The sequence below is a fragment of the Mucilaginibacter sp. RCC_168 genome (genome assembly GCF_041355315.1).
Taxonomy (GTDB): Bacteria; Bacteroidota; Bacteroidia; order Sphingobacteriales; family Sphingobacteriaceae; genus Mucilaginibacter.
On record NZ_JBFUPN010000014.1, the window covers coordinates 49,539 to 73,578 of the forward strand.

Genomic DNA, 24,040 nt, shown 5'->3' on the forward strand with positions numbered 1-24,040 from the left:
AAATGGGTTTTTTTAACAGCATATTTGGAAATTCTAAGGCCGAAACCGCAAAACCGATCCGGGCTCAGTTTAAAGACGAGGCTTTTTTTGATTTAATGATCAAAAAGAAACAGCGTAACCTGGAAATGTATTCGGAAGATAATGAAAAACTTAAGAGTGAAGGCAAACTTAAACCATATAATCACTGGATAATTGCTATGGAATATCTTGATCTCGTGTACATCAATTACTCGATGAACAAAGATGTTAGCACATGCTATAACGACTTTTTAAAGGCTACCGATTATTATGGTATAAGCTGGGATGCAGACGCCTTTTATGCCGATATGATCGATATGGTTTCCCTGAGTTATCTGTTAAACATCCCCGACGGAAATTTCAAAAAGATTGTTGATTACATTTCTCAGTCCGATGAAGGATCGAGCTTTGAAGAGTGGAAACCGGATGGTTTGCTTTGGTATATCATCAACGCCAAAAGTTCCACCGGAAAAATACCAGATGACGTGATTTATAAAAATCTGTACAGCGATATATTTGCATTGACCAAACTGCCCAAAAATGAGGCCGAAAAGGCTATGAAAACTTATTTGGAAAACTGGTACAGGCTGCATAAAGATGATCCATGGTACGACGCTCATAAAAAAGAACGCGCATACAGAGGGTATTGGTGCTGGGAGGCCGGTGCCATAACTAAAATAATGGGTCTTGATGATAGCAGCTATAAAGACAACCCGTATTACCCTTATGATATGGTACATTGGAAGGACTAAACATCCCAATCAGTCGTATTTGTCTTAACGAAGATACTTAACACTTTCTGTATCGGTAAATAGATATTATTGGGGTGATTTAAGGAGGATGGCAAAAATAAATTGCATATGGTTTTAATAATTATTGTATTTTAAACAATTAATAAGTAGCTTTAATTCCCAATTATAATATTTTGTTAACCTGGAATTATTTTGATAGCAAAAAAGTACCCCCTTTGTTTTTTTCTTTTGGTGATCGTTTCCCTGAGCTACGCCCAATCTCCAATAAAGAATAAGATTCTGAACTATTCTTTAAAAAATGGTCTTTCTTTTGGCATTGTAAACAGTATCACCCAGGATAATAAGGGCTTTATGTGGTTTGCTACCAATGATGGACTGAATCGTTTTGACGGAACAACTTTTAAAGTGTTTAAATCACGACAGGGTGACCCGGGAAGTCTGGCCAGTAATTATGTTCAGAAGGTTTTTTGTGATGTGCATGGAAACATCTGGGTGTCGTCACGAAACGGACTCAGCAAGCTGGATACGCGTACAGAGAAATTCATCCACTATAAATTATCTTCAAATCGTGCAGCTAAAAATGATATAGGCAATATAATCCAAAGCCATGATGGTAATTTATGGGTAACATCCTACGGGTTTGGTTTTTCTTACTTTAATATCAAATCGGCAAAGTTTACCAATTATACCCAGGCCAATTTGCCCCAGCTATCCAGTAACCGGGTTATCAGTTTGTTTGAAGATTCCGAAGGGTTGTTATGGGTAGGTACACAGGAAACGGGTATCAACGTATTTGAGCATACAAAAGGCACCATAACCTATAAAAAGAACCTGGTATCACCAATACTAAACCTCCCGACAGCGCGGCTCAATGACATTTTTGAAGATCATTTTCACAACATCTGGATAGCTACAGGGAATGGGCTTTTATACTTTAACAGGCAATCAAATAAATTTACTTTACTGCAAACCAGCCAGCCCGGTATTAAAAGTAAAAGATACATTTCGGTTATGGAGGATAGTGATAAGCAATTGCTTGTTGGCCTGCAGGATGGCGGATTGTACAAAGTTGATCTGGGAACAAACGCTGATTATGATACCAAAAACTTTTTACTACAGCCGGTAACCGGCGACGATGGTTATTACCTTACACAACGCTCTGTTCAGGCGCTTTTTATTGATAAAGACAGGAATACCTGGGTGGGTACCTATGGCGATGGTATTTACATGATCAGTAATATCAAAGATAAATTTTCAAAGATCACCAGGAAACGGATTGAACCCAGTGGCGAAAGCTTGATCAGGTTTTATGGAATGTGCCAGGATCAGGATGGATTTTTATGGTTCGGTACAGACGGCGAAGGCATATTTAAAACCAACCCTAATGGCAGCCTGATTAAACAATATAGGGCCGATGGCAAACCCGGAAGTATTACAGATAACGCCATTTTATATGGTTATAGCGATAAAAGCGGCAATACCTGGTTTGGTACCTATGCCAAAGGACTTTTTCTGTATCATAAAAAAACAGATTCATTTACTAATTATGCTCACAATTCTGTAGATGGTAAAAGTCTGGGCGCTAATGATGTAAGAGTTATCTTTCAGGATAGCCATCAAAATTTATGGGTAGGCACCAATGGCGGCGGCCTAAGCTTGTTTAATGCTGTTGCCAAAACATTTACCAATTATACACCGGCTAATAGTGGTCTTACTTCTTACGACGTACGCTCCATTGCCGAAGACGAAAATGGGAACCTGTGGATAGGCACTTATGGGGGCGGGCTTGATTTTTATGACTTTAAACAAAATAAATTCAGCCGCTATTTTAAAACAGCTGATGAAAAGAATAATTTACCCAGCCAGGTAATTTTTTCAATTTATCCGGATAAACAACATCGCTTATGGTTAGGAACGGAAGGTGATGGCCTGATCTCCTACGATCTTAAAAAGCGGCTTTTCAAGAAATTTAACGAAACAAATGGCCTGGCAAACAATACCGTATCGGCCATCAAAGCTTCGGGCAATAGCTCCTTATGGTTAAGCACTAATAAGGGGATATCAAACATTAATATCCTTACAGACAAAATACTGAACTACGACCAGTCTGATGGTTTGCAAGCTGGTCAATTTAATGCCGGCTCGGTCTTGCACGACTCCAATAACGGGCTCCTGTATTTTGGGGGCACGGAAGGCCTCAATTTTTTTGATCCTGAAAAAGTAACGCAAAGCAATTATCAGCCCAAGGTTATGATAACAGGGCTGCAAATTTTTGGTAAGCAGGTTGAAGTTGGTGCTTTGGATGGAAATAGGACCGTATTACCTGAAGCAATAAGCGAAACCCGGCAGATTACGCTGCAGCCAGATCAGTCTGTATTTTCTATCCAGTATGCCTCGTTAAATTATACCTACCCGCAAAAAGGCAGTTTTGCCTATAAACTGGAAGGCCTTGATAAATCGTGGAACTATGTTGCTAATCAACGACTGGCAACCTACCGTTATCTTGAACCAGGCGATTATACATTTAAGGTAAAAGCCGCTAACCAGGATGGAGTATGGTTTAAAAACTGTGCTACTATTCAAATAAAGATTTTGCCGCCCTGGTATAAAACATGGTGGGCTTATTTGATCTATATCGCCGTAGCAGCACTGGTCATTTATTATTATTTACTATACAAAGCCAATCAAACCAAGCTTAAATATGAGATAAAAGTTGCCCAGTTATCTGCCGAAAAAGATAAAGAACTTAATGAACGCAAGCTTTCTTTTTTTACTAATATTTCACATGAGTTTCGTACACCCTTAACGCTGATCATTAACCCGGTTAAGGATATGCTGTTTGGCAAGAGCGGGGAGGGTAGTGACCCTGGTAATTTGCATATCGTTTACCGTAACGCACGCCGCCTGTTAAGCCTGGTTGATCAGCTGTTGCTTTTTAGAAAAGCCGAAAGTGATACGGATAAACTTAAAATTGTACGGCTCAATATAGTGACCCTTTGCCATGAAGTGTTCTTATGTTTTAATCACCAGGCCCGCACCAAACATATCCAGTTTGATTTTTTGAGCGAAAAAGAAGCTATCGAAATATTTGCCGACCGGGAAAAAATAGAGATTGCCCTGTTTAACCTGATATCCAACGCTTTAAAATTTACCCCCGAGCATGGCTTGGTAAGCTGCATTATAACCGATGATGATGCTCAAGTTAATATCGAAATAAAGGATAGTGGCTGTGGTATAGCCGAAGGCGTCGGTGATCAATTGTTCAATAAATTTTACCAGTTACAAAATACAACACCATTGGCCGGTGGCTTTGGTATAGGGCTTTACCTGGTTAAGGTATTTATTGAAAGTCATAAAGGTAGCATCAGCTATACAAGCCAGCCGGGGCAAGGTACCTTGTTCCATGTTTTGTTATTAAAAGGAAGAGCGCATTTTGGCGAACAGTTTGTTTTTGAGGATGTAGCCGAAACCTCCGTGTTTTTAGACGAACTGATAGAGAATAAAGGCGAATTGGTCAAAAATGAAACCACAACTATCGCTAAAAGTCAGGAAGCTTTAAGTTCAGATACCAAAACGATGCTGCTTATAGATGATAATGAGCAGATCCGCGTTTACCTTAAACAGATATTTGCCGGTGAATTTGAGATTTTTGAGGCTGATAATGGCACCGATGGACTTGAGCTTGCTTACCAGCTGGTGCCGGATATAGTGGTAAGTGATGTTATGATGCAGGGGCTGAGTGGCATTGAGCTATGCAGCCGTATCAAGGAGGATCCGTTGTTAAATCATATACCGGTGATATTGCTAACCGCCAGTTCATCGCCCGAAATTAAGCTCAAAGGCATTGAAGGGGGAGCCGACGATTATATCAGCAAGCCTTTTGAAAAAGAAATATTGATAGCCCGTGTTAACGGAATCCTGAAAAGCAGGAACAATCTGCAAAAGTATTTCTATAATGAGATCACGCTCAATAAATCGAACGATTTAAAGATCTCGCCCGAGTATAAGGAGTTTCTGGAAAAGTGTCTCAAAATTGTAGAGCATCATTTAACCGATCCTGAGTTTAGTATAAAAACACTGGCTTCAGAGATCGGGATGAGCCATTCCAATTTATATAAGCGTATCAAATCCATTTCGGGCCAATCGGCCAACGGGTTTATCCGTTTTATCAGGCTGAGAAAGGCAGCAGAGATCCTGTTAACTACCGATAGCACAGTATATGAAACTGCCTCTATGGTTGGTATAAACGACCTTAAATATTTCAGGGAGCAGTTCAATAAACTTTTTGGTATCAATCCTTCAGATTACGTAAAAAAATATCGCAAATCCTTTCACAATAACTATAATGTTAATCGTGATATGGTTAAGGAAAATTGATAAAAGAGGTGCTCGGCAAAATATCAATTCCATAATCGACTCACCGGTCGTTGCTTCACTCGACCACCCTCTCTCTTCGCCTTCGGCGTAAAGAGGGTAAGGCAATATCTTTCTCCCGCGCGTCATTGCGAGGTACGAAGCAGTCTCTACACAAGCCGATTAACTCTGCATATTTGCTCTGTAAAGCATATAGATTGCTTCGTACCTCGCAATGACGGTGTTTTTTTACCCTCTTTACCGCGAAGCGGAAGAGAGGGTCGTCCAGCGAAGCGCAGATGGGGTGAGTCGACACCGCATGATAATCTGATTTGCATCCACCAAATCATTATTCAACACCAGATATTTAATACCTCATGATTTCTTATCTAATGATATGGAATACTTTAGCCCAAAAAGTGGTTTATTTAAATAATTGATTATCAATTAAGTGTATAAATGTTAACCATAAAAAGTGTAAACCATGTAAACCCACTTTTTAGTGGAACAGCTCACCTGTTTAAGGATTATGTTTAGGAGAGGATTAGCCACAAACTTCATAAAAAGCCTTTTTCTCTGGGAGGATTTGGGTGGGAGATCTGTTTTGAAAACTTTACTAAGTATAAAGACCATATGAGTTTACCCCCCTGAGCAAACAGGCTTAAAAAGGCGTTCTATAGCCTTTTTTATGATTCTATCCCGTTTTAAATCCGAATTTGCCCCTCACTTGCTTTTGCAATTTAGCCTCATTTTAGCCTTACCAATAACCAAGGTATAAACCAACCTTTTGTATCTGGCACTTATCTGACATGGATAGTCGGGAAGGCAATTAACCGCTTTAACCGTTTGTCCGTAACTGTGTCGTTTACGAAACAAGGTTTAAACCAAATTAAACCCCAATTCAAAAATATATGAAATTAATTTTACATGTAAAAGATTCCCCTCATCGGAATAAAGCACCCCGGTTTTTCCTATTAATGGCAGGTATGGCAATTACCTGCTTAATCATCTGCCAGGTACCTTCAGTGGCTTTTGCCAGCGGTAGTAAAATGGTCAACGTGCAGGATGAAAAAATAAGCGGTAAAGTTACCGATGAAAAAGGTGAAACATTGCCCGGTGTTAGTGTTACATTAAAAGGAACTACTACAGGTGTTTTAACAGACGTTAATGGTAAGTTCTCGCTTAATGTACCTAATGCGTCATCAGGCACGCTGGTATTCACTTACATTGGTTATGTATCACAGGAAGTGGCATTACACGGGCAGACAAGTATCAATGTGCAATTACAGCCCGAATCAAAATCATTGAATGAGGTAGTGGTTGTGGGTTATGGTACGCAGAAAAAAGCTACCCTCACTGGTTCTATCTCGGTAGTAAAGGGCGGTGATTTAGCTAAAAGCCCTCAGCCTAACGTTTCAAGTTCATTCGCAGGCCGGGTGTCTGGTGTTATCGCCAGCAACGGATCTGGTGAACCGGGTTACGATGGCTCAAATATTTCAATCAGGGGACTGGCAACAACTGGTAGTAATTCGGTACTGGTGGTGGTTGATGGTATCCCGGGTCAGATCGGTGGCCTGGAACGTCTTGATCCCAATGATATTGAGAGCGTTTCGGTATTAAAAGATGCATCCGCGGCTGTTTATGGTAACCGCGCGGCAAACGGTGTTATTTTAATAACTACCAAACATGGTAAAACGGGTAAGGCTGCCGTTTCTTATAATTTTAATGAAGGGTTTAGCTCACCAACACGTTTACCTAAATTGGCTGATGCGCCAACCTATGCCCAAATTATGAATGATATCAGCTATTATGATAATCCGGCAGGCGGCTTTAACCAGGTTTACAGCAATGATCAGATAACGAAATTCAGGGACGGCTCTGACCCGCTTAATTATCCAAATACGAACTGGGAAAAAATAACCCTAAAGAATTACGCGTTGCAGAACCAACAGAACGTAACGATTGCCGGTGGTTCGGATGATGTTAAATATTATACTTCCGTTGGTACCACTTCTCAGGGTGGTCTTTATAAAAATGGCGCCGCAAAATACAATCAATATAACTTCAGGGCGAATATTGACGCTACGGTTGCCAAAGGATTTAAAGTAGGGCTATCGTTACAGGGCAGGGAAGAAGATAGGAAATTCCCGACTACTTCTGCCGCCAATAATTTTCGTGGTATTTACAGGGGATACCCAACTACAGCTGCTTTTTATCCAAATGGCCTGCCTACTTCCGGGTTCGATAATACCAATCCAGCGCTCACACCAACAAGTATTGGTGGTACCTCCAATAATCCCACGCAAACTTTTAACGGTATACTCCGGGCGAGTTATGATATCCCGGGCATAAGTGGCCTTTCGCTTGACGGTTTCTTTTCGGCAGATAAAACAGGCGTGTTTAACAAAACATTTAATACGCCTTACACTGTTTATACTTATAGCAGTACTACCAACCTTTACACACCAAGCATTCAGGGTGGCTCAAACGGACTTGCTTATTTGAATGAGTCGCAGCTCAATCAATCGCTTATTACTTCCAATATTAAGCTAAACTTTGTAAAGCAGTTAGGTAAACACAATATCAATGCCTTCGTAGCATACGAACAAAGCCAGAATACTTATAATTACTTCTGGGCTCAACGAAACAATTTTCCAACAACTACTACGCCAGAGCTTTCACAGGGAGGCAGTGCTCCCAGCGATGCTACCAATGGTGGCAGCAGCAGTGATAACAATAACACCTACAATTATAACCGCCGTAGTGTGATCAGCAGGCTGGCTTATAATTATGATGAAAAGTATTTATTAGAGGCCCAGTTTCGTGCTGATGGTTCATCTCTTTTTGCTTCCGGCCACCAGTGGGGATATTTCCCATCCATATCCGCAGGTTACCGCATATCTAAAGAGAGCTGGTTTCAAGATAAAGTTAAATTTATTGACGACCTGAAGATCAGGGCTTCATATGGTGTATTGGGAGATGATATTATTGCTCCTTATCAATACATTACCAACTATACGTTTAATAATTCAGTAGTACTGGATAATGGTTCAGGTGCCACGCCTCAGACAGGTATTGATCTAACCAAGCTTGCCAACCCCAATATTACCTGGGAAACGGCTAAAAAGACGGATATTGGTATTAACGCAGTATTCTTGAAAAACTTCACATTTGAAGCTATCTATTTCCGCCAGGTACGGTCAAATATCCTGGCATATCGTACTTCTATTCCCGGCTCTTCAGGGATAGTGAATCCATTGGATCCTACTAAACCCTTAGTGCCTGCAGAAAATATTGGCAAGGTTAACAGCGCCGGTTTCGAAACAACATTGGGTTATAACCATCCCGGTACATTCTCCTGGGGGGTATCAGGCAACTTTACTTATGCCAAAAGTAAAATCATTTATATTGACGAGGCTCCCGGTGTATTATCCTACCAACGTCAAACAGGTAATCCTTTAAATACCTATTTATTATATCAATCTATCGGTATTTTCCGGAACCAGGCGCAATTGGATAATACGCCACATGTGTCCGGTGCCCAGGTTGGCGACCTTATCTATGCTGATGTTAACAAGGACGGACAAATAACAGCAGCCGATCAGCAACGGTCAAAATATGGCAATATCCCGCAAATAACTTATGGTTTAAGCCTTAATGCCGGTTACAAAGATTTCGACTTGTCGGTTTTATTTGCCGGTCAGGCCGAGGTAAGCCAGTATGTATTGCCTGAATCTGGAGTTATCGGTAATTTTTACAGTTCATGGGCAGATAATGCCACGAGCCCAAGCAATCCAAACGGATCATACCCCAGAGTATCAGACAGGGCTTCGAACGCGGTAAGCGGTGGTCAGTATAACAATACCTTCTGGCTTAACAATGCTTCATTTGTGAGACTGAAAAATGTTCAGCTGGGTTACTCACTATCGCAGCAAGCGTTGTCAAAGCTTCATATTAAAGGACTTAGAGTTTTTGTAAGTGGCTTCAACCTGCTTACGTTTACCAAAGTGAAGGATTACGATCCTGAGGGAACCAATGGCAGTGGCCAATTCGGTGGCGCCCAATATGGTAGCGGCCAGTTCTACCCGCAACAGAAGATAATTAACCTGGGCGCAAACATTAAATTTTAATATCCAGCATTATGAAAAGTATAAAATATATAACAGGCTGCCTGGCGCTTTGCGTTATATTCATGACATCCTGTAAAAAAGATTTCCTATCGTTAACGTCTACCGACAAAATAAGTAACGCCACTATTTTATCCGATACCACACTTTTTGAAGCTTATGTTATCAACAGGTATATCGGTGTTAAATTACAGGATAAAGAAGATGACAATACGGGTTTTGGCAGAGGGTTTCAATGGGCATTCTGGAGTTCATTAACAGACGAATCTATATACAACAACGATGACAATACCTGGGTGATCCAGCAAGGGCATTTAGCCCCAAACAATCTCGGTGATGCAGGGACTCTTTGGGGGCGCAGTTACCGTGGTATCCGTGAGTGCAATTATGCCTTAAGCGTAATCAATAGCTTACCTTTAAGCGCTGGGCATAAAAACCGGTTAATTGGTGAGATTGAATTTATCAGGGCGTTCAGGTATCAGGATCTCATTCGTAACTATGGAGGCATCGTATTAATGGGCGATAAGGTGACTGAACTAACAGATAACTTGCAGGACCCAAGCCTTTTCAATCGTGCTAGTATCACTGAGTCTATTGCTTATGCCAGTTCTCAATTGGATGACGCTGCCTCAAAGCTTCCGGTGGATAATGGCTCAACATGGGCTTTAGGCAGGGCAACAAAAGGAGCTGCGCTGGCATTAAAATCAAGATTGCTACTATATGCCGCGAGCCCTTTGTATAACGCCGGAACCTGGCAGGCAGCCGCCGCGGCTGCCAAAGCAGTGATGGATCTTGGCAAATACAGTTTATTCCAGGGCGGTTATAGACAATTGTTTGTGACACCTGAAAATAATAACGAAATTATATTTGAAAGATTATTTTATCCGGTTACCGCTGCCCACCTACCTATAGAGACAGATAATGGACCTAACAGTTATGGTGGCTATGGCGGGAATGTACCGCTGCAAAATATAGTGGATGCCTATCAAATGAGTAATGGTAAAGCCATCACTGATCCAGCGTCGGGCTACGATTCACAAAACCCATACGTCAACCGTGATCCACGGTTCTATGCAACTATTCTTTATAATCGTGCACCATACAGAAACAGCACTGTCGATGTCTTTTTGCCCGGTGGTAAAGATAGTAACCAGGGGCCTAACCCTCAAAACGCGAGTAAAACAGGTTATTATTTAAGAAAGTTTGCGGATGATAATTACCCGGTTACTGGTTCAAACCAGACCGGTGCACAGCCGTGGATCTATTTCAGGTATGCAGAAATTCTGCTTAACTATGCGGAGGCTCAAAATGAAGTAGCAGGGCCTGATGCGAGCGTTTACCAGGCTATTAATACCATCAGGCAGCGTGCATCTGTAAACATGCCAATACTGTCAGGGTTATCTCAAGATGATATGCGTATCGCCATTAGAAATGAAAGAAGGATTGAGCTTGCTTTTGAAGAACACCGTTTTTACGATGTGCGCAGATGGAAAATTGCAGACCAAACCGAAAATGTACCGGCTTATGGTATTGCGGTAGGTATCAATGCCGCCAGCCCTTCCGGCTATAGTTATGCACAAAAAATAGCGCTAACAGGCCGTGCTTTTCATTCGCAGCATTATTGGCTGCCAATACCTTTAGCCGAGATACAGGCATCAAACGGACAGTTAAAGCAAAATCCGGGCTATACAAATTAGCAATCCCAATACCGTATTAATAGAGGGGGCTCCTTAGTGTGGAGCCTCATTTTAAACCGCATGTTAAACCAATTTAAAACCATACAATTATGAAAACAAAAATGTTCGTTCTCTTTCTGTGTTTTTCTTCGTTTTTCTTTTCTCAGTCTATGACAATTGAAAAGCATGTCGCTGGCCGTCCGTTCACTATTGGGGTCAATTACTATAATACTACAGCATACACGTGTACTATAGAATTGAGCGGTCCTACTACCCATACTATTACTGTAGCTGCCGGTACCAGTGGCAGCTATGGTCCAATAACTCCAGGCCAATATACCGTGGGTATTTATACTACCGGCCCTGGCACATACAATTATCGTTTAGATGGTGGCGGAAGCACCCCAACATTCATCAACAACGCTAATGGCCACGGGGCCGTTTATACTATAAACGCACAGAACAACCTTACAGTAGGTATTACTAATTAATAGTAAGCCTTGTGCTTTCGTTGGTTGTTTACAACGAAACACGACTGTTGATTGTAATGCTATAAGGGGAAGGAACATGTTTGCTTCCCCTTTTTTTTAACCAATTCTAACCTATACCAAATTATGAAAAACCTAAGCATTTTATTATTAGCGGGATGTTGTTTGATGGCAGGGTGTAAAAAGGATGTTATCGCAACCAAGCAATCAGGAGCCCCCGACGAAGTGAAAACAAAAACTATCAAAGTGGCCTCTACACCGGCAAGTGCACTCAAAGGTGTTAACTGGGCCGCCGATGGTGATAATTTCAGCGATAGTATACTGGTATTGAGTGGTTTAAACTCCACTGATAGCTATACCACCGTATCAGCCAAGGCTGATGCCGTATTAAGTGGCATCCAAACCAATACTGGGGCAAATACTGTTCGCTTGCCCGTAAATTACTCCACCGTTTCACAAGCCTGGTGGAGCTCTTATACCGGCGTTATTGATAAGGCGCTAAGCAAAGGAATGAATGTGATACTGGGTTACTGGGAAGGCAAATCATCCGAAGATGGTAAGATTGATAACACCACAGAGTTTTGGTCTATGTGGCAAACTATTGTTACCAAATATGGCAGCAACTCACATGTATACTTCGAGATATTTAACGAACCGCATGGCTATTCTCTGTCTGACTGGACTACCATTTGCGCACAATGGTTAAGTAATTATCCATCGGTACCACAAGGGCAAATACTTATCGATGGAACATCATACGCACAGGACCTCACAGGTGTAGGTGCCGACAGCCGCTTTACTAACTGCCTCTTATCTATCCACGATTACACCTTTTTTAGCAGCGGGGGGCTTACAACAGCGGCACAATGGGAAAATAGGGTGAAAGGCAATATCGGGAGCTATGCAAATCGTGCTGTATTTACGGAGTTTGGCAATACCATGAACAGCGGCATAAATTACACCGGCGCCATTGGCGGTAGTGCAGATATAGCTTACATACAAGGGCTAACTAACGTGATGAGAGCATTAGGTTTGGGCGCTGTTTACTGGCCAGGAATACGTACCGGAGATGGTTATGCAATACAACAATTGGGTGGCAACTCCGCCAGCCCAACCGTTACTACCACCAATGCATCAGGCCTAAGCCGGTTAAAATACGCGTGGGGTGTTGGTGCCGGTGGTACCGATACTTTTTATAGCGGGGCCTACTATAGGCTCCTGAACCTCAACAGCGGACAGGCACTTGATGTTAACGGCGGTTCAACGGCAAATGGCGCCGGTATTATACAATGGCCGCAAAATGGCGGTAACAATCAGCAATGGCAAATTGCTGATAACGGCGGTGGCTATTATAAAATAACCAATCGCAACAGCGGTCAGGCGCTCGACGTGAATATGAGTTCAACAGCTAATGGCGCCGGTATTATACAATGGCCCTGGAATGGTGGTAATAACCAACAATGGCAGCTTACCGCAACCAGCGATGGTATATACAAAGCCATCAACCGTAATAGTGGTTTAGCGCTTGATGTTAATGGTGCCTCAACCGCTAATGGCGCGGGCATTATCCAATGGTCATGGGGCGGGGGTAACAACCAGCAATGGCAAATCGTACAACAATAAATTACAATAAAGCAGGATCGGACGGTCCTGCTTTATTGTTGATCTGAATAATAATGATACTGATATCTACAACAAAAAAGATCTTCCTGGCAGGTATTGCCTTAGCATTTAATATCTCTTTAGCCATTGGTCAAAGTAAGGAAGCGACTATCTATATTGATTTTTCGAAAACATACCAAACCGTCAGCAATTTTGGCGCGTCTGATGCATGGTCATGCCAGTTTGTGGGCAACTGGCCCGATGATAAGCGAAATAAAATTGCCGATCTGCTTTTTAGCGCTGATACTTATACCGATGGTTCGCCCAAAGGAATAGGTTTATCATTATGGCGGTTTAATATAGGGGCTGGCAGCGCTCAACAAGCAGATCAAAGTGGGATTAAAGACGAGTGGCGCCGTGCCGAATCATTTTTAAACACAGATGGTACTTACAATTGGCAAAATCAGGCCGGACAGGTTTGGTTTTTAAAAGCAGCAAAAAAACGTGGCGTAAAACAGTTTTTAGGTTTTACTAATAGTCCGCCTGTGCAGTTTACCATAAACAAAAAGGCATACGCCAGCGGTGGTAAAGTAAATATCGCGGCCGATAAATATGACGCCTTTGCCACATACCTGGCAAAAGTTGTGAAAGGGGTGGAGCAGGTGAGCAAAGTTAAATTTGATTATATAAGTCCTATCAACGAACCACAATGGGATTGGAGTGATGGCGGGCAGGAGGGATGCCCTTATAATAATACGGAAATTGTAGGTGTAATAAGATCCATTAGTAAAGCGTTTGGCGCTAAAAAGGTCGGTTCAAAGATTCTTGTAGGCGAAGCCGGGAGTATCAATTACTTATTTACCCCAGGTGATAAGCCGGGAAAGGGTAATCAAATAAATGATTTTTTTAAACCTGCATCAGCAAATTATATTGGCGATTTGCAAGAGGTAAGTAAAACTATAGCCGCGCATAGTTATTTTACCACCTCGCCCATGGCCGCAGCTGTAAAAGCACGTGAGGTACTGGCTAATAATGTAGCGGCCATTAAAGGTCTTAACTACTGGCAATCCGAGTATTGCATTTTGGGCGATAATGCGGGAGAGATGGATGGTAACAAACGCGACCTTGGTATAGATGCGGCCCTGTATTTAGCTTCAGTGATCCATACCGATCTTACCGTAGCAAATGCTTCGGCATGGCAATGGTGGACAGCCATTTCGGCCTATGATTATAAGGATGGCCTTATTTACATAGATAAAAATAAAGTCGACGGCAACTTTTATACCAGCAAAATGCTTTGGGCCATGGGTAACTATAGCAGGTTTATTAGGCAAGGTGCGGTAAGAGTTAACACAACAGTTTCATCCACCGCGAGTAAACCTCTGCTTGTTTCGGCCTTTAAAGATGGAAAAAATACAGTCCTGGTCATCATCAATCCTAATACCAACAATGTGGTTGCCAGGTTCAATACTGGTAAAGCTAAAGTTCAGTTTGCCAATTCCTATTTAACCTCACAAACGAACGAACTTAAGGCAGGGAAAATAGATGGTTCAAAAATAACTATCCCGTCGCGTTCAGTTATTACCCTTACGGGGTTTATCAAATAAGCTACTTAGTCTACTTCTATAAACAACAAAACCCTGTACCTGCTATTGGTACAGGGTTTTGTTGTTAGTTGAATAACTATTTAATAATCGAAATGTCTTTTTCGTTGTGCGTTTTGTCTGGTTCACTTTAAACCTACTCTGTTATTCAGTATGTAAAGCCCATTTTTGAAGCAACAAAAGAATTAAAAACAACAAATCATGACACCGAAAACAACAAAAACAATCTATTGGATAGGAACCGCGCTTACCTCTTTATGGTTTGGTGCAAGCGGATTTTGCGAAATTACCGTAAACAAATTCGTTTGGGATATAACTTTGAAATTGGGTTACCCGCCGCATTTTATTTATGTGCTGGGTGTTGCCAAGCTATTGGGCATAGCGGTTCTTTTAATACCCGGTAAACTACTCCGCTTAAAAGAGTGGGTGTTCGCGGGTGTTTACTTTGATATCATCTTCGCCTTTGCCTCTAAGGTAAGTGTGCTGGGGCTGGCAAGTACCGTTGATGCCATTATCGCGTTTATTATGGTAACGGTAACTTATACCATGTTCCGGAAAGTATATCCTGCCACATACTTTAAACCGGCTAACTACGCCATGAATTAATAACTCTGCTCAAGGCGAATATCACTTTTAAACAAAAATGCCTGAGTTGGTGCTCAGGCATTTTTTGTTTTTGGTTGTTAAATACTTTATTTAGCAGGTGTGATCACAATGTTTCTATAATCGATAGGCCCGTGATCCCCCTGAATTAAAATAGGTCCAGGTTCGCCTTCTTTACTGTTGAAAGCCCCGCCTGTAATTCCAGGTATCTCCTGTCGGCATATCACCATAGTGCCATTGGCTACTATAGTAACCAAACGGCCTACCAGTGTAATATCGTATGATTGCCACTGTCCTGCATCCTTCGCCATCATTTTGTTGGGAGGCAGAAAGCCATAAATAGCGCTGAACTGGTTATTGATGGGTTCCGGTTCACCGCTTTTCACATCCATGATCTGCACTTCGTATCTGCCCCTCAGGTAAATCCCGCTGTTGCTTCCTTTTTGATACCTGAATTCAATATGTAATTTAAAATCGGTAAAAGTTTTATCGGTGATCAGGTTAGCCCCAGAATGCAGGCTCCTCAAAATGCCCGACTCTACAGTCCACTGATTTTTGCCATCGGCATGCCAGCCTTTAGTATCTTTTCCGTTGAACAATTTAACTGGGGTGCCCCAAACAGGGTCTTTGGCTCTTATCAGCGATGGCGCCCGTACTCCGGTGAAATGATAGGTTACCCCATCAGTATATACCATGGTGCCCACTAATTCTTCACCTTTAAGCTCAAACTCAAAGTCCATATTCCGGTTGCCCTCTTCCCATTGGGGAGGAATAGAAAAGCTGTATTTACCATCATGTAGTTTAATTTCCGAAATAGGCCTTGCGCTTCCAAAAGCATACGTAAAACGGCCAATGAGGATGTGGGTGCCCGATTTTTGCACCTCCAACCATGACGGTAGGCTTTTTCCTGCCTTGTCTATCGTGATGTCCCATCGCCCGATGACAGCTGCATCAGCAGCTTTTTCAAAGGAAAGCGCCGACACCCTGATTACTGAAAAAAGAAGCAATGACAAAATAACTTGTACCCGGATAAAACGGGAAATGCCCTTGTAGCTTATAACTGGTGAGTTTTTCATAATCCTAAATTACAAACTAACCATCAATACTTGTTTAATTTATTAAAAATATCAATCGCTGTAGATTGGTGAATCAGATGTGCATCTCCCTCAAAATGAATGAAAAATCTTGTTTAGAACGGGTTTAAACAATGTTGTTTGAGAGCAATTTAAACGATACTTTTGCGACATATCAAAACACCAACTATGATAAAAAAAATTACTTATTGCTTACTTCTGTTCCTGCTACCATCCATCCCCTTATTAGCACAAACAGCAACCATCGCCGGCTCTGTAAAAACAGCCGACGGAAAACCCGCCGGTCTGGTGAGTATTGCCATCAAAGGCACTAACAAGGTCACTTTAACCGATGAAAACGGGCATTACCAGCTTAAACGGGTAACACCGGGACCGCACACGCTGGTAGCGTCTTTTATCGGACTCGAGAAAAGGGAACAAACCATAGAGACACGGTCAGGTGAGTCTCTGGTTGTTAACTTTATACTTAAAGAAAATTCTACCCAATTACAAGAGGTTATAATTTCGACAAAAAAATCAAATAAGGTAAACTCAATTGTAGCAAAAATGCCCTTGAAAAACCTGGAGAACCCACAGGTTTATAATTCAGTTTCGTCAGAAATTATCAAACAACAAGGCATTACAGCATATGATGATGCGCTGCGTAATATACCCGGAGTTACCAAAACATGGTCATCAACCGGCAGGGGCGGAGATGGGGGTACTTATTTCGCGATCCGCGGTTTTGAAGCCCAGCCATTACTTGTTAACGGGTTACCTGGTTTAGCTACCGGCACTGTTGATCTGGCTGATGTGGAAGAAATACAGGTGCTCAAAGGCCCGTCTGGTACTTTGTTTGGTGGGGCTTACCTAAGTTATGGCGGTATGATCAATACCATCACTAAAAAACCCTATTTTAAAACAGGTGGAGAGATAACCTATAACGTAGGGAGTTTTGGGTTAAACCGGGTTACGGCTGATGTTAACACGCCCCTAAGCAAAACCGAAAAAGTAGCATTGAGGGTAAACGCCGCATACACCGATCAGAACAGCTTTCAGAACGCAGGCTTTCAGAAATCTTTTTTTATAGCGCCTGCTTTAACTTATGAGGTGAATGATAAGCTTTCGTTTCACATCTTAACAGAGATAATGCAGGAAGAAAGAGCGGTGGCTCCATTGTTCTATCCATCGGACAGGTATAACCCCCTGCCCTTTAAAACTGTGAAGGACCTGAACCTGAATTACAATGAATCATTCATAAGCAATGATCTGACCATGAAGAACCCCCGGTTTAATTTACAGGCGCAAATGCTGTATAAAATATCCAACCAATGGACATCACAAACGGTACTTTCGCGCTCAACGGTAAAATCAAACGGTTACTATAGTTATATTTATGAGGATGGAGTCCCAACGGATCAGTATTTTGGGCAAACGATTCACAGAGATCAGCAAACAACCAGTACAACCGATGTGCAGCAAAATTTTAACGGCGATTTCAAGATCGGGAATATGCGAAACCGTTTATTGATCGGCTTAGATTATTTTAGCCGTAATGCCATTAATAACGGGACTGGGTATGCTGTTATAAGGCACGTAACTCCACAAAGCGGTGAAATTGCATACCCGGTTCCGGGAACTCACGATACTATACCGCCGGTATACTTGTCTCAAGCTTTAGTTGATAATGTTTTGGCAACTAAAAGAGGGAATAGAAATAACGTTACCAATAGCGCCTATAGCGCCTATATTTCTGATGTAATTAACTTTACGCCGGCCTTGGCTGCTATGGCGAGTTTAAGGGTTGATCATTATGTATCCAATAGCGCTGGCGGCGATAAGACTACTAACTATAACCAAACATTCTTTTCGCCAAAATTTGGATTGGTTTACCAGCCGGTTATGGACAAGGTTTCGATATTCGCCAACTATATGAACGCTTTTATTAATGTAGATCCGCGTTCTGTTTATGATAAAGACGGGAATATCCCTGGCATAGAATCATTTAAGCCAGAGCATGCTAACCAATGGGAAGCTGGTGTGAAAACTAATTTGCTTTCAGATAAGTTAAATATTACCGCGTCATACTACAATATCAGGGTCTCTGATAGGGTATACATCGATCCGAATAATCAGAATGCTTATCTGCAGGGCGGTACGGTAAGAAGTACAGGTTTTGAGTTAGATATGAACGCCAACCCGGCACCCGGTTTAAACCTTCTCGCTGGTTACAGCCATAATTCTATCAAAATATTAAAAGGCGATGCTGATGATTTTTATAACGAACCGGGGAGAACCCCAGGAGGGCAAGGTGCACCAGACCTGGCAAATTTATGGGCAACCTACAAGTTTACCAGGGGTAATTTAAAGAATTTTGGTTTTGGGCTTGGCGGTAATTATGCGAGTGAACAAAAATCAATAGATAATAGTGCAACGGGTATACTTTACCTGCCTGGTTATGTATTGATTAACTCCAGCCTGTTTTATGTAGCTGATAATTACAGGATCACGTTTAACCTCAATAACCTAACTAATAAACAGTATTATATAGGCTATTGGTCAATAAGCCCGCAAGCGCAAAGAAGTTTTGCTTTGAGCTTTGCTTATAAGTTTTAAGGAAAAAGTGTTTTAATAAAAAAAGCGCGATCAATTACCGATCGCGCTTTTTTTATTGGGGAACTATTAATAACCCGGGTTTTGTGTCAGAGCTGAATTAAGCGCCCTTTGTTGTTGTGGTATAGGGAACAGTTCTTTATTTGCATTGCTGGGCTGATGATCCCACCAGCTTGCAGAGCTGAACTTGCCGAAACGGATCAGGTCATCCCTGCGGAAACCTTCAAAAATAAACTCCCGGCCTCTTTCAGCCAGCAGTTCATTCAGGGTTAAGGTTGCAGGGGTATAAGCTACAGCTGCCCAGTCGGCATCGCTATAAGCCCTTTTTTTACAATCATTGATGAGTTGTACCGCCTCGGCTGTGGCTGTACCCCCATTTTTACGCATAATAGCTTCGGCTTTGGCAAAATATATCCAGGTTAGGCGGTAAATGTTCCAGTCGGTATTATTATAGTTAGGATCAGGCGCTATGCCGCCAAAACCCGCCACCTGGTTACCCAGCTTATATTTGTTAAAACGTACACCGCTGTTTTCCTCGCCTTCGCTCATGGTAGAAGGCAGAGCATTAGGGTCAGTACCGTTTTGTGCGGCAACTTTGTTTTTGCGGATATTATCAACAAATACTAATTGCTGCCCATCATATTCGTTACCGCCTGTGGCTATTACCGGTTGATGATTGTCAAAACGGATCATAGGGCCTTGTAGTAACCAGCCTGTTTTCCGAAGGTCCTTATCATCAAATGTGGTATATACACCTGGTATCAAAACTACCCCATCGTTACCGTTGCGGCTGCCACCGTAGATAAACTGTTGCTGGAAATGATAGAACTCCCCTGTCCATGATGGTTGAAAGTTTGCTTTCTGAAACTCATAGCTAATAGAGAATATCACCTCTTTTGACAGATCGTTAGTGGGTTTAAACTGATCGTTGATATTCAGGTCAAGCGCCATGGCTCCGTTCTGTCCACCGGCTTCGCCATTGATCAATTTGTTGGCTGCAGCTATACAATCATCCCACCTGGGAGTACCCGACCATTTTTCGGCATTGAGGTATAACTCCACCAGCATAGCGTACCCGCCCGCCTGTGTCATCCTGCCAAGCATATCACGAGAGAGTTTAGGAGCTTTATCAATATTATCTTTGATCTCTTTTTCTATAAAGGCAAAAACATCTTTACGCGCCACGGTAGGGGGCTTTGCAGGTATCCCTACCTGTGTTACAATAGGTATGTTGCCAAACAGGTCCATCAGTTTTAAGTAATGGAAGGCCCGCAACAGTTTCAACTCAGCAATATAAGCGTCCTTTTCTGTTTGGGTGATCCCCATTCGGTTCAGGTCAAGTTTAGTGATGTTTTCGATAGGATCATTACATAAACCCATGCCCCAATACATGAGTGACCAGGCATTGTTGATGCCGCCTTCATCATTGGTCCAGGTATGATAATGCAGCCTTTTCCATTTGCCGCCATCTTCGCCGTGGCGGCCTTTGGTAGGCCAGGCCAGCTGATCGGCCGAAAGTTCGCTTGGTCGCCACCAGCCATCCTGCCCGGATGGTGTAACCCAGGCGTTGGCATGTGTATACGGGCGCAAAACAGCCGAAAGTACCTCGTTTCTATTGTTATAGAAATTATTTGTGAGCAGGGTGTCATAAGCTTTTTCATCAAGCTTGGTACAAGCATTCCCGCATATTAATACAGTGATCAACAAACTGTATTTTATCAGATGATTTAATTTTTTCATGTTCAACAGATTAGAAACCAACATTTAATCCAAGTAAAAAAGTACGGGTGCTTGGGTATGGGCCGCGGCCATCAATACCGGGCCCTAAGCCAGTATCGGAAATAAAATCGGGGTCGTTACCGGTATATTTAGTCATGGTGGCCAGGTTTTGCCCGGATACATACACCCTCAGATTACGTATATAATTGGTTTTTAACTTAAAGGTATAGCCAAACGTTACTTCATCAAGTTTTACAAATGATCCGCTTTCCAGGTAGTAATCAGAATACATATAGGTATCATCGATCTGCGCATATTTGTTAAACGCTGTTCTTAATAGATTAGTGGTGGCTACTTTATTGCCGTATGAGATAGCCGTGGTGTTGAGGATGTCGTAATCAAACTTGCCTCTTAAAAACACCCGCAAGTCAAAGCCCTTGTAGTTAAAAGTATTTGTCCATGAGGCATAATACTTCGGTATGGCATTACCAATAGGTGCATAATCGGTAACATTGCGGTCAAAAGAGTTATTGATCTGGTCGTTATGAACCTTTGAGCCATCGCGTTTGTAAAACAACCATTTACCATCGGCATCAAAGCCTGCAAAACGCTTACCCCAAAATTCGCCCACAGGACTACCTTCATAAGTGCGGATGGCATCGCCCAAAGCACCGAACCCGCCTATATCACCAAAGGTTTTATACTCCTGTTTGTAAATGGAATTAGAGTAGGTATCCAGCGTATTTTTGGTAGTACTACCGGTCACATCCATGTTCCATTTAAAGTTTTTGTTTTTTATAGCCGCAAAACTTACTGAAAGCTCAATACCTTTAGCTGAGATGGTACCAACATTAGCGTAAATTCTATCGCGGATAAAAGGTGGCTGAGGAGTAACATAATAGTCTAATAGATCCTGTGTTTTACGATTATATACATCAATGGCACCTGTAATACGATTATTGAAAATGGTAAAGTCGGCACCGATGTTCAGCTCTTTCTTTTTCTCATAACGCAAATCGGGGTTAGGATTACGGTCAGGGCCATAAGTTTGTCGATATTCGCCATCCGGGAAACGGTAGATACCACCTGTACCAAGTGTAACCAGCGAGGCGTAATTACTAAAGCCCGAATTACCTGTAATACCGTAGCCCACTCTTAATTTAAGGTAATTAATGAAGTTTACATTCTTCATGAAATCCTCGCGGGTAACTGCCCAGCCCGCTGAAGCCGCCGGAAAGTAGCCCCATTTATGGTTGGCCCCAAACCTGGATGAACCTTCTTTACGCAATATAAACTGGGCCAGGTATTTATCATCAAAAGAGTAGTTTACCCTGCCAAAAAAGGCAATCAGTTTATCGTCGTTCTTATAGCTTCCCATTCCTGCTTTACCTGCAGATAGCTGATTGCCTGCGCCAAGATTATTTTCTTCAAAAATATCGTTCACAAAACCATAGTTATTGGCATTAAATCCTTCGTAAACATTGTAGCGGTAGCTATAACCGAATATCGCGGTAACGGTATGCTTCTGTGCAAACGTACGGTTATACTGGATGGTTGGCTCAACGGCAAAATTCTGACTTAAAGCAGTTGATCTTTCCGCGTAACCTCCGTTTTTATAAACATCGTTTTCAATGGAAAACTCGCTTTTCAGATCGCGGTAAATGCCGTCAATGTAACTGTCGCGCTGTACCGAGCCAAAAATTGACGCTTTTAGGCCCTCAATAATTTGCAGATCCATCTTGGCATCGGCCGCTGTAGTTTGCTGTTTACGTTTATTGGTTTCCTGCATTAAGCGGGCAAGCTGGTTGGTACTGGTGTTTTCAAAATAAAAGCTGCCATCGGGGTTGTAGTTAGATAGTGTAGGGTTTTTGCTGAGCTGATCTTCCCAACCGCCGCCGCCTAATAAATTGGCATTGTTAAAGTTGGTAACCAGGTTTATTTGTGTGGTTAAACGATCTTTTAATCCTTTTTGATTAACGTTTAGACGAAGGGTGTACTCACGACGGTCGTTTTGCTTGGCAAAGCCCTCCAGGTTACGGTAATTGATACTGGCACGGTAGCTGGTTTTGTCGGTTCCGCCCATTAATGAAAAGTTATGGTTTTGCGACAGGTTGTCTTTATGTACCAGATCATTAAAAAAGTCGGAAGTATGACCATAGTCAGTAGCATCCAACTGGCCCGATTTGATCTTATCCCTAAACTCGGCCGCGGTTAAAAAGTCGGGCCGTTTAGAGAGGTACTCTCTTCGGAAATAATTTGAATAAGCGTACTGCGGCGGCCCTGCCTTACCTTTTTTAGTGGTTACCAAAATTACACCGGCATTAGCGCTGGTGCCGTAAATGGCTGCGCCCGATCCGTCTTTCAATACGTCGATAGATTCTATATCATCCTGTTGCAAAAGATCAAGGTTGCCGCCAGGTATCCCGTCAATTACGATCAGCGGACCCGAATCACCAGATACAGTTATCACACCCCGCAGCTGTATGGCTACACCTGAGTTAGGGTTTGAGCCGCCGGTACGGGTGATCTGTAAGCCGGCAATTTTACCCTGTATCAGGTCGAGCGCATTGCGTGAGCCGCTTTGTCTGAAATCGGCACTATCGGCATGGCCGGTGGCCGATGTGATCTCACCTTTCTTTTGCGAGCCGTAGCCTACTACTACCACCTCATTCAGGTTATTGGCTGCGGGTTGCAACGCTATATTGAGCTGGCGGTTTTTATTGACATGAACCTCCGTAGTTTGATAGCCGATGTATGATATTATCAATATACCGTTATCGGGTGCCAAAATGCTATAGGAGCCGCTCACGTCGGTCACAATGCCCAAAGTGCTGCCTTTTACGCGTATGGATACACCAATCAATGGTTCGCCGGTGGTCTTGTCGGTCACTTTACCTTTTACGGTAATATCATCGGCCACTACCGGAGCCTTGGCTCCTGGTAGTTTACTGACCGGTGCCGGTTTAGGTACCAATAAGATATAGTTATTCCATTGTTTGTACATCAGGCCGGTACGGCTAAGTAATAGCAAAAGCGTTTCTTCTACCGTACGAGTGGCTTTGGGTAGTATGATGTGCTTATAGTCCTTCATTTCGCTGCGCTTAAAGGCAAACCGAAAATCTGTTTGTTTTTCAATTTGCTTTACCGCATACTCCAGGTTGTTATTGTTAACGCCCAGGCTAATGTTAACATCTCTGATGGTTTGTCCTTTTATTTCGCCGGCCAGCAGTGTGCTGCAGCAAAAAGTCAAAACGGTTAAGGTTACGGTGGTATACCTCATGACACTTAAGAGAATTGAAATTGATAAAGAATCCCTTTGGGGAGGAGAAAAAAATTTTAACAGTAAAAATTTCATAATTTTACTTTGATTTAAGCGGTTCACAAACTTGTTTAAACTCAATCAGATAAGCAG

General features: G+C 42.3%; 12 protein-coding genes. 9 read left to right on the top strand and 3 right to left on the bottom strand.

Annotated features, from left to right (window positions below):
- Positions 1-2: 2 nt before the first annotated feature.
- From AB6735_RS14700 to AB6735_RS14735, 8 genes are all read left to right on the top strand, one after another.
- Positions 3-770, top strand: coding sequence for a PoNe immunity protein domain-containing protein (locus AB6735_RS14700; protein WP_370996601.1), 768 nt, complete (start codon positions 3-5; stop codon positions 768-770).
- Positions 771-962: 192 nt separating this feature from the next.
- Positions 963-5,147 (top strand): two-component regulator propeller domain-containing protein, encoded by a 4,185-nt coding sequence (locus tag AB6735_RS14705; protein WP_370996602.1) that lies wholly within the window; start codon positions 963-965, stop codon positions 5,145-5,147.
- Between the two features lie 887 nt (positions 5,148-6,034).
- Positions 6,035-9,253, top strand: coding sequence for a SusC/RagA family TonB-linked outer membrane protein (locus AB6735_RS14710; protein ID WP_370996603.1), 3,219 nt, complete (start codon positions 6,035-6,037; stop codon positions 9,251-9,253).
- Between the two features lie 11 nt (positions 9,254-9,264).
- Positions 9,265-10,947, top strand: coding sequence for a RagB/SusD family nutrient uptake outer membrane protein (locus AB6735_RS14715; RefSeq protein ID WP_370996604.1), 1,683 nt, complete (start codon positions 9,265-9,267; stop codon positions 10,945-10,947).
- Between the two features lie 89 nt (positions 10,948-11,036).
- Positions 11,037-11,417: a hypothetical protein gene (locus AB6735_RS14720; protein WP_370996605.1), complete on the top strand. Its 381-nt coding sequence runs from the start codon at positions 11,037-11,039 to the stop codon at positions 11,415-11,417.
- A 123-nt stretch (positions 11,418-11,540) separates the two neighbouring features.
- Positions 11,541-13,037: an RICIN domain-containing protein gene (locus AB6735_RS14725; RefSeq protein ID WP_370996606.1), complete on the top strand. Its 1,497-nt coding sequence runs from the start codon at positions 11,541-11,543 to the stop codon at positions 13,035-13,037.
- 53 nt (positions 13,038-13,090) lie between these two features.
- The gene (locus AB6735_RS14730; protein ID WP_370996607.1) at positions 13,091-14,623 is read left to right on the top strand and encodes a glycoside hydrolase; all 1,533 of its coding nucleotides are present in this window, start codon (positions 13,091-13,093) and stop codon (positions 14,621-14,623) included.
- Positions 14,624-14,821: 198 nt separating this feature from the next.
- Positions 14,822-15,226 (top strand): DoxX family protein, encoded by a 405-nt coding sequence (locus AB6735_RS14735; protein ID WP_370996608.1) that lies wholly within the window; start codon positions 14,822-14,824, stop codon positions 15,224-15,226.
- A gap of 86 nt (positions 15,227-15,312) precedes the next feature.
- Here AB6735_RS14735 and AB6735_RS14740 read toward each other — a convergent pair whose 3' ends face one another.
- The gene (locus AB6735_RS14740; RefSeq protein WP_370996609.1) at positions 15,313-16,299 is read right to left on the bottom strand and encodes a DUF1080 domain-containing protein; all 987 of its coding nucleotides are present in this window, start codon (positions 16,297-16,299) and stop codon (positions 15,313-15,315) included.
- A gap of 186 nt (positions 16,300-16,485) precedes the next feature.
- Here AB6735_RS14740 and AB6735_RS14745 point away from each other — a divergent pair, with 186 nt between their 5' ends.
- The gene (locus AB6735_RS14745) at positions 16,486-18,912 is read left to right on the top strand and encodes a TonB-dependent siderophore receptor (protein WP_370996610.1); all 2,427 of its coding nucleotides are present in this window, start codon (positions 16,486-16,488) and stop codon (positions 18,910-18,912) included.
- Positions 18,913-18,978: 66 nt separating this feature from the next.
- Here AB6735_RS14745 and AB6735_RS14750 read toward each other — a convergent pair whose 3' ends face one another.
- Entirely contained in the window at positions 18,979-20,649 is a 1,671-nt protein-coding gene (locus AB6735_RS14750; RefSeq protein WP_370996611.1) for a RagB/SusD family nutrient uptake outer membrane protein, read from the bottom strand.
- A 10-nt stretch (positions 20,650-20,659) separates the two neighbouring features.
- Complete coding sequence (locus AB6735_RS14755) at positions 20,660-23,908, bottom strand: SusC/RagA family TonB-linked outer membrane protein (protein WP_370996612.1); 3,249 nt, start codon at positions 23,906-23,908, stop codon at positions 20,660-20,662.
- Between the last annotated feature and the right edge of the window lie 132 nt (positions 23,909-24,040).

Coding starts and splice junctions, on each gene's coding strand:
- AB6735_RS14720 (WP_370996605.1), top strand. CDS start 11,037: ATGAAAACAAAAATGTTCGTTCTCTTTCTGTGTTTTTCTTCGTTTTTC.
- AB6735_RS14740 (WP_370996609.1), bottom strand. CDS start 16,299: ATGAAAAACTCACCAGTTATAAGCTACAAGGGCATTTCCCGTTTTATC.
- AB6735_RS14750 (WP_370996611.1), bottom strand. CDS start 20,649: ATGAAAAAATTAAATCATCTGATAAAATACAGTTTGTTGATCACTGTA.
- AB6735_RS14730 (WP_370996607.1), top strand. CDS start 13,091: ATGATACTGATATCTACAACAAAAAAGATCTTCCTGGCAGGTATTGCC.
- AB6735_RS14715 (WP_370996604.1), top strand. CDS start 9,265: ATGAAAAGTATAAAATATATAACAGGCTGCCTGGCGCTTTGCGTTATA.
- AB6735_RS14700 (WP_370996601.1), top strand. CDS start 3: ATGGGTTTTTTTAACAGCATATTTGGAAATTCTAAGGCCGAAACCGCA.
- AB6735_RS14755 (WP_370996612.1), bottom strand. CDS start 23,908: ATGAGGTATACCACCGTAACCTTAACCGTTTTGACTTTTTGCTGCAGC.
- AB6735_RS14735 (WP_370996608.1), top strand. CDS start 14,822: ATGACACCGAAAACAACAAAAACAATCTATTGGATAGGAACCGCGCTT.
- AB6735_RS14745 (WP_370996610.1), top strand. CDS start 16,486: ATGATAAAAAAAATTACTTATTGCTTACTTCTGTTCCTGCTACCATCC.
- AB6735_RS14725 (WP_370996606.1), top strand. CDS start 11,541: ATGAAAAACCTAAGCATTTTATTATTAGCGGGATGTTGTTTGATGGCA.
- AB6735_RS14710 (WP_370996603.1), top strand. CDS start 6,035: ATGAAATTAATTTTACATGTAAAAGATTCCCCTCATCGGAATAAAGCA.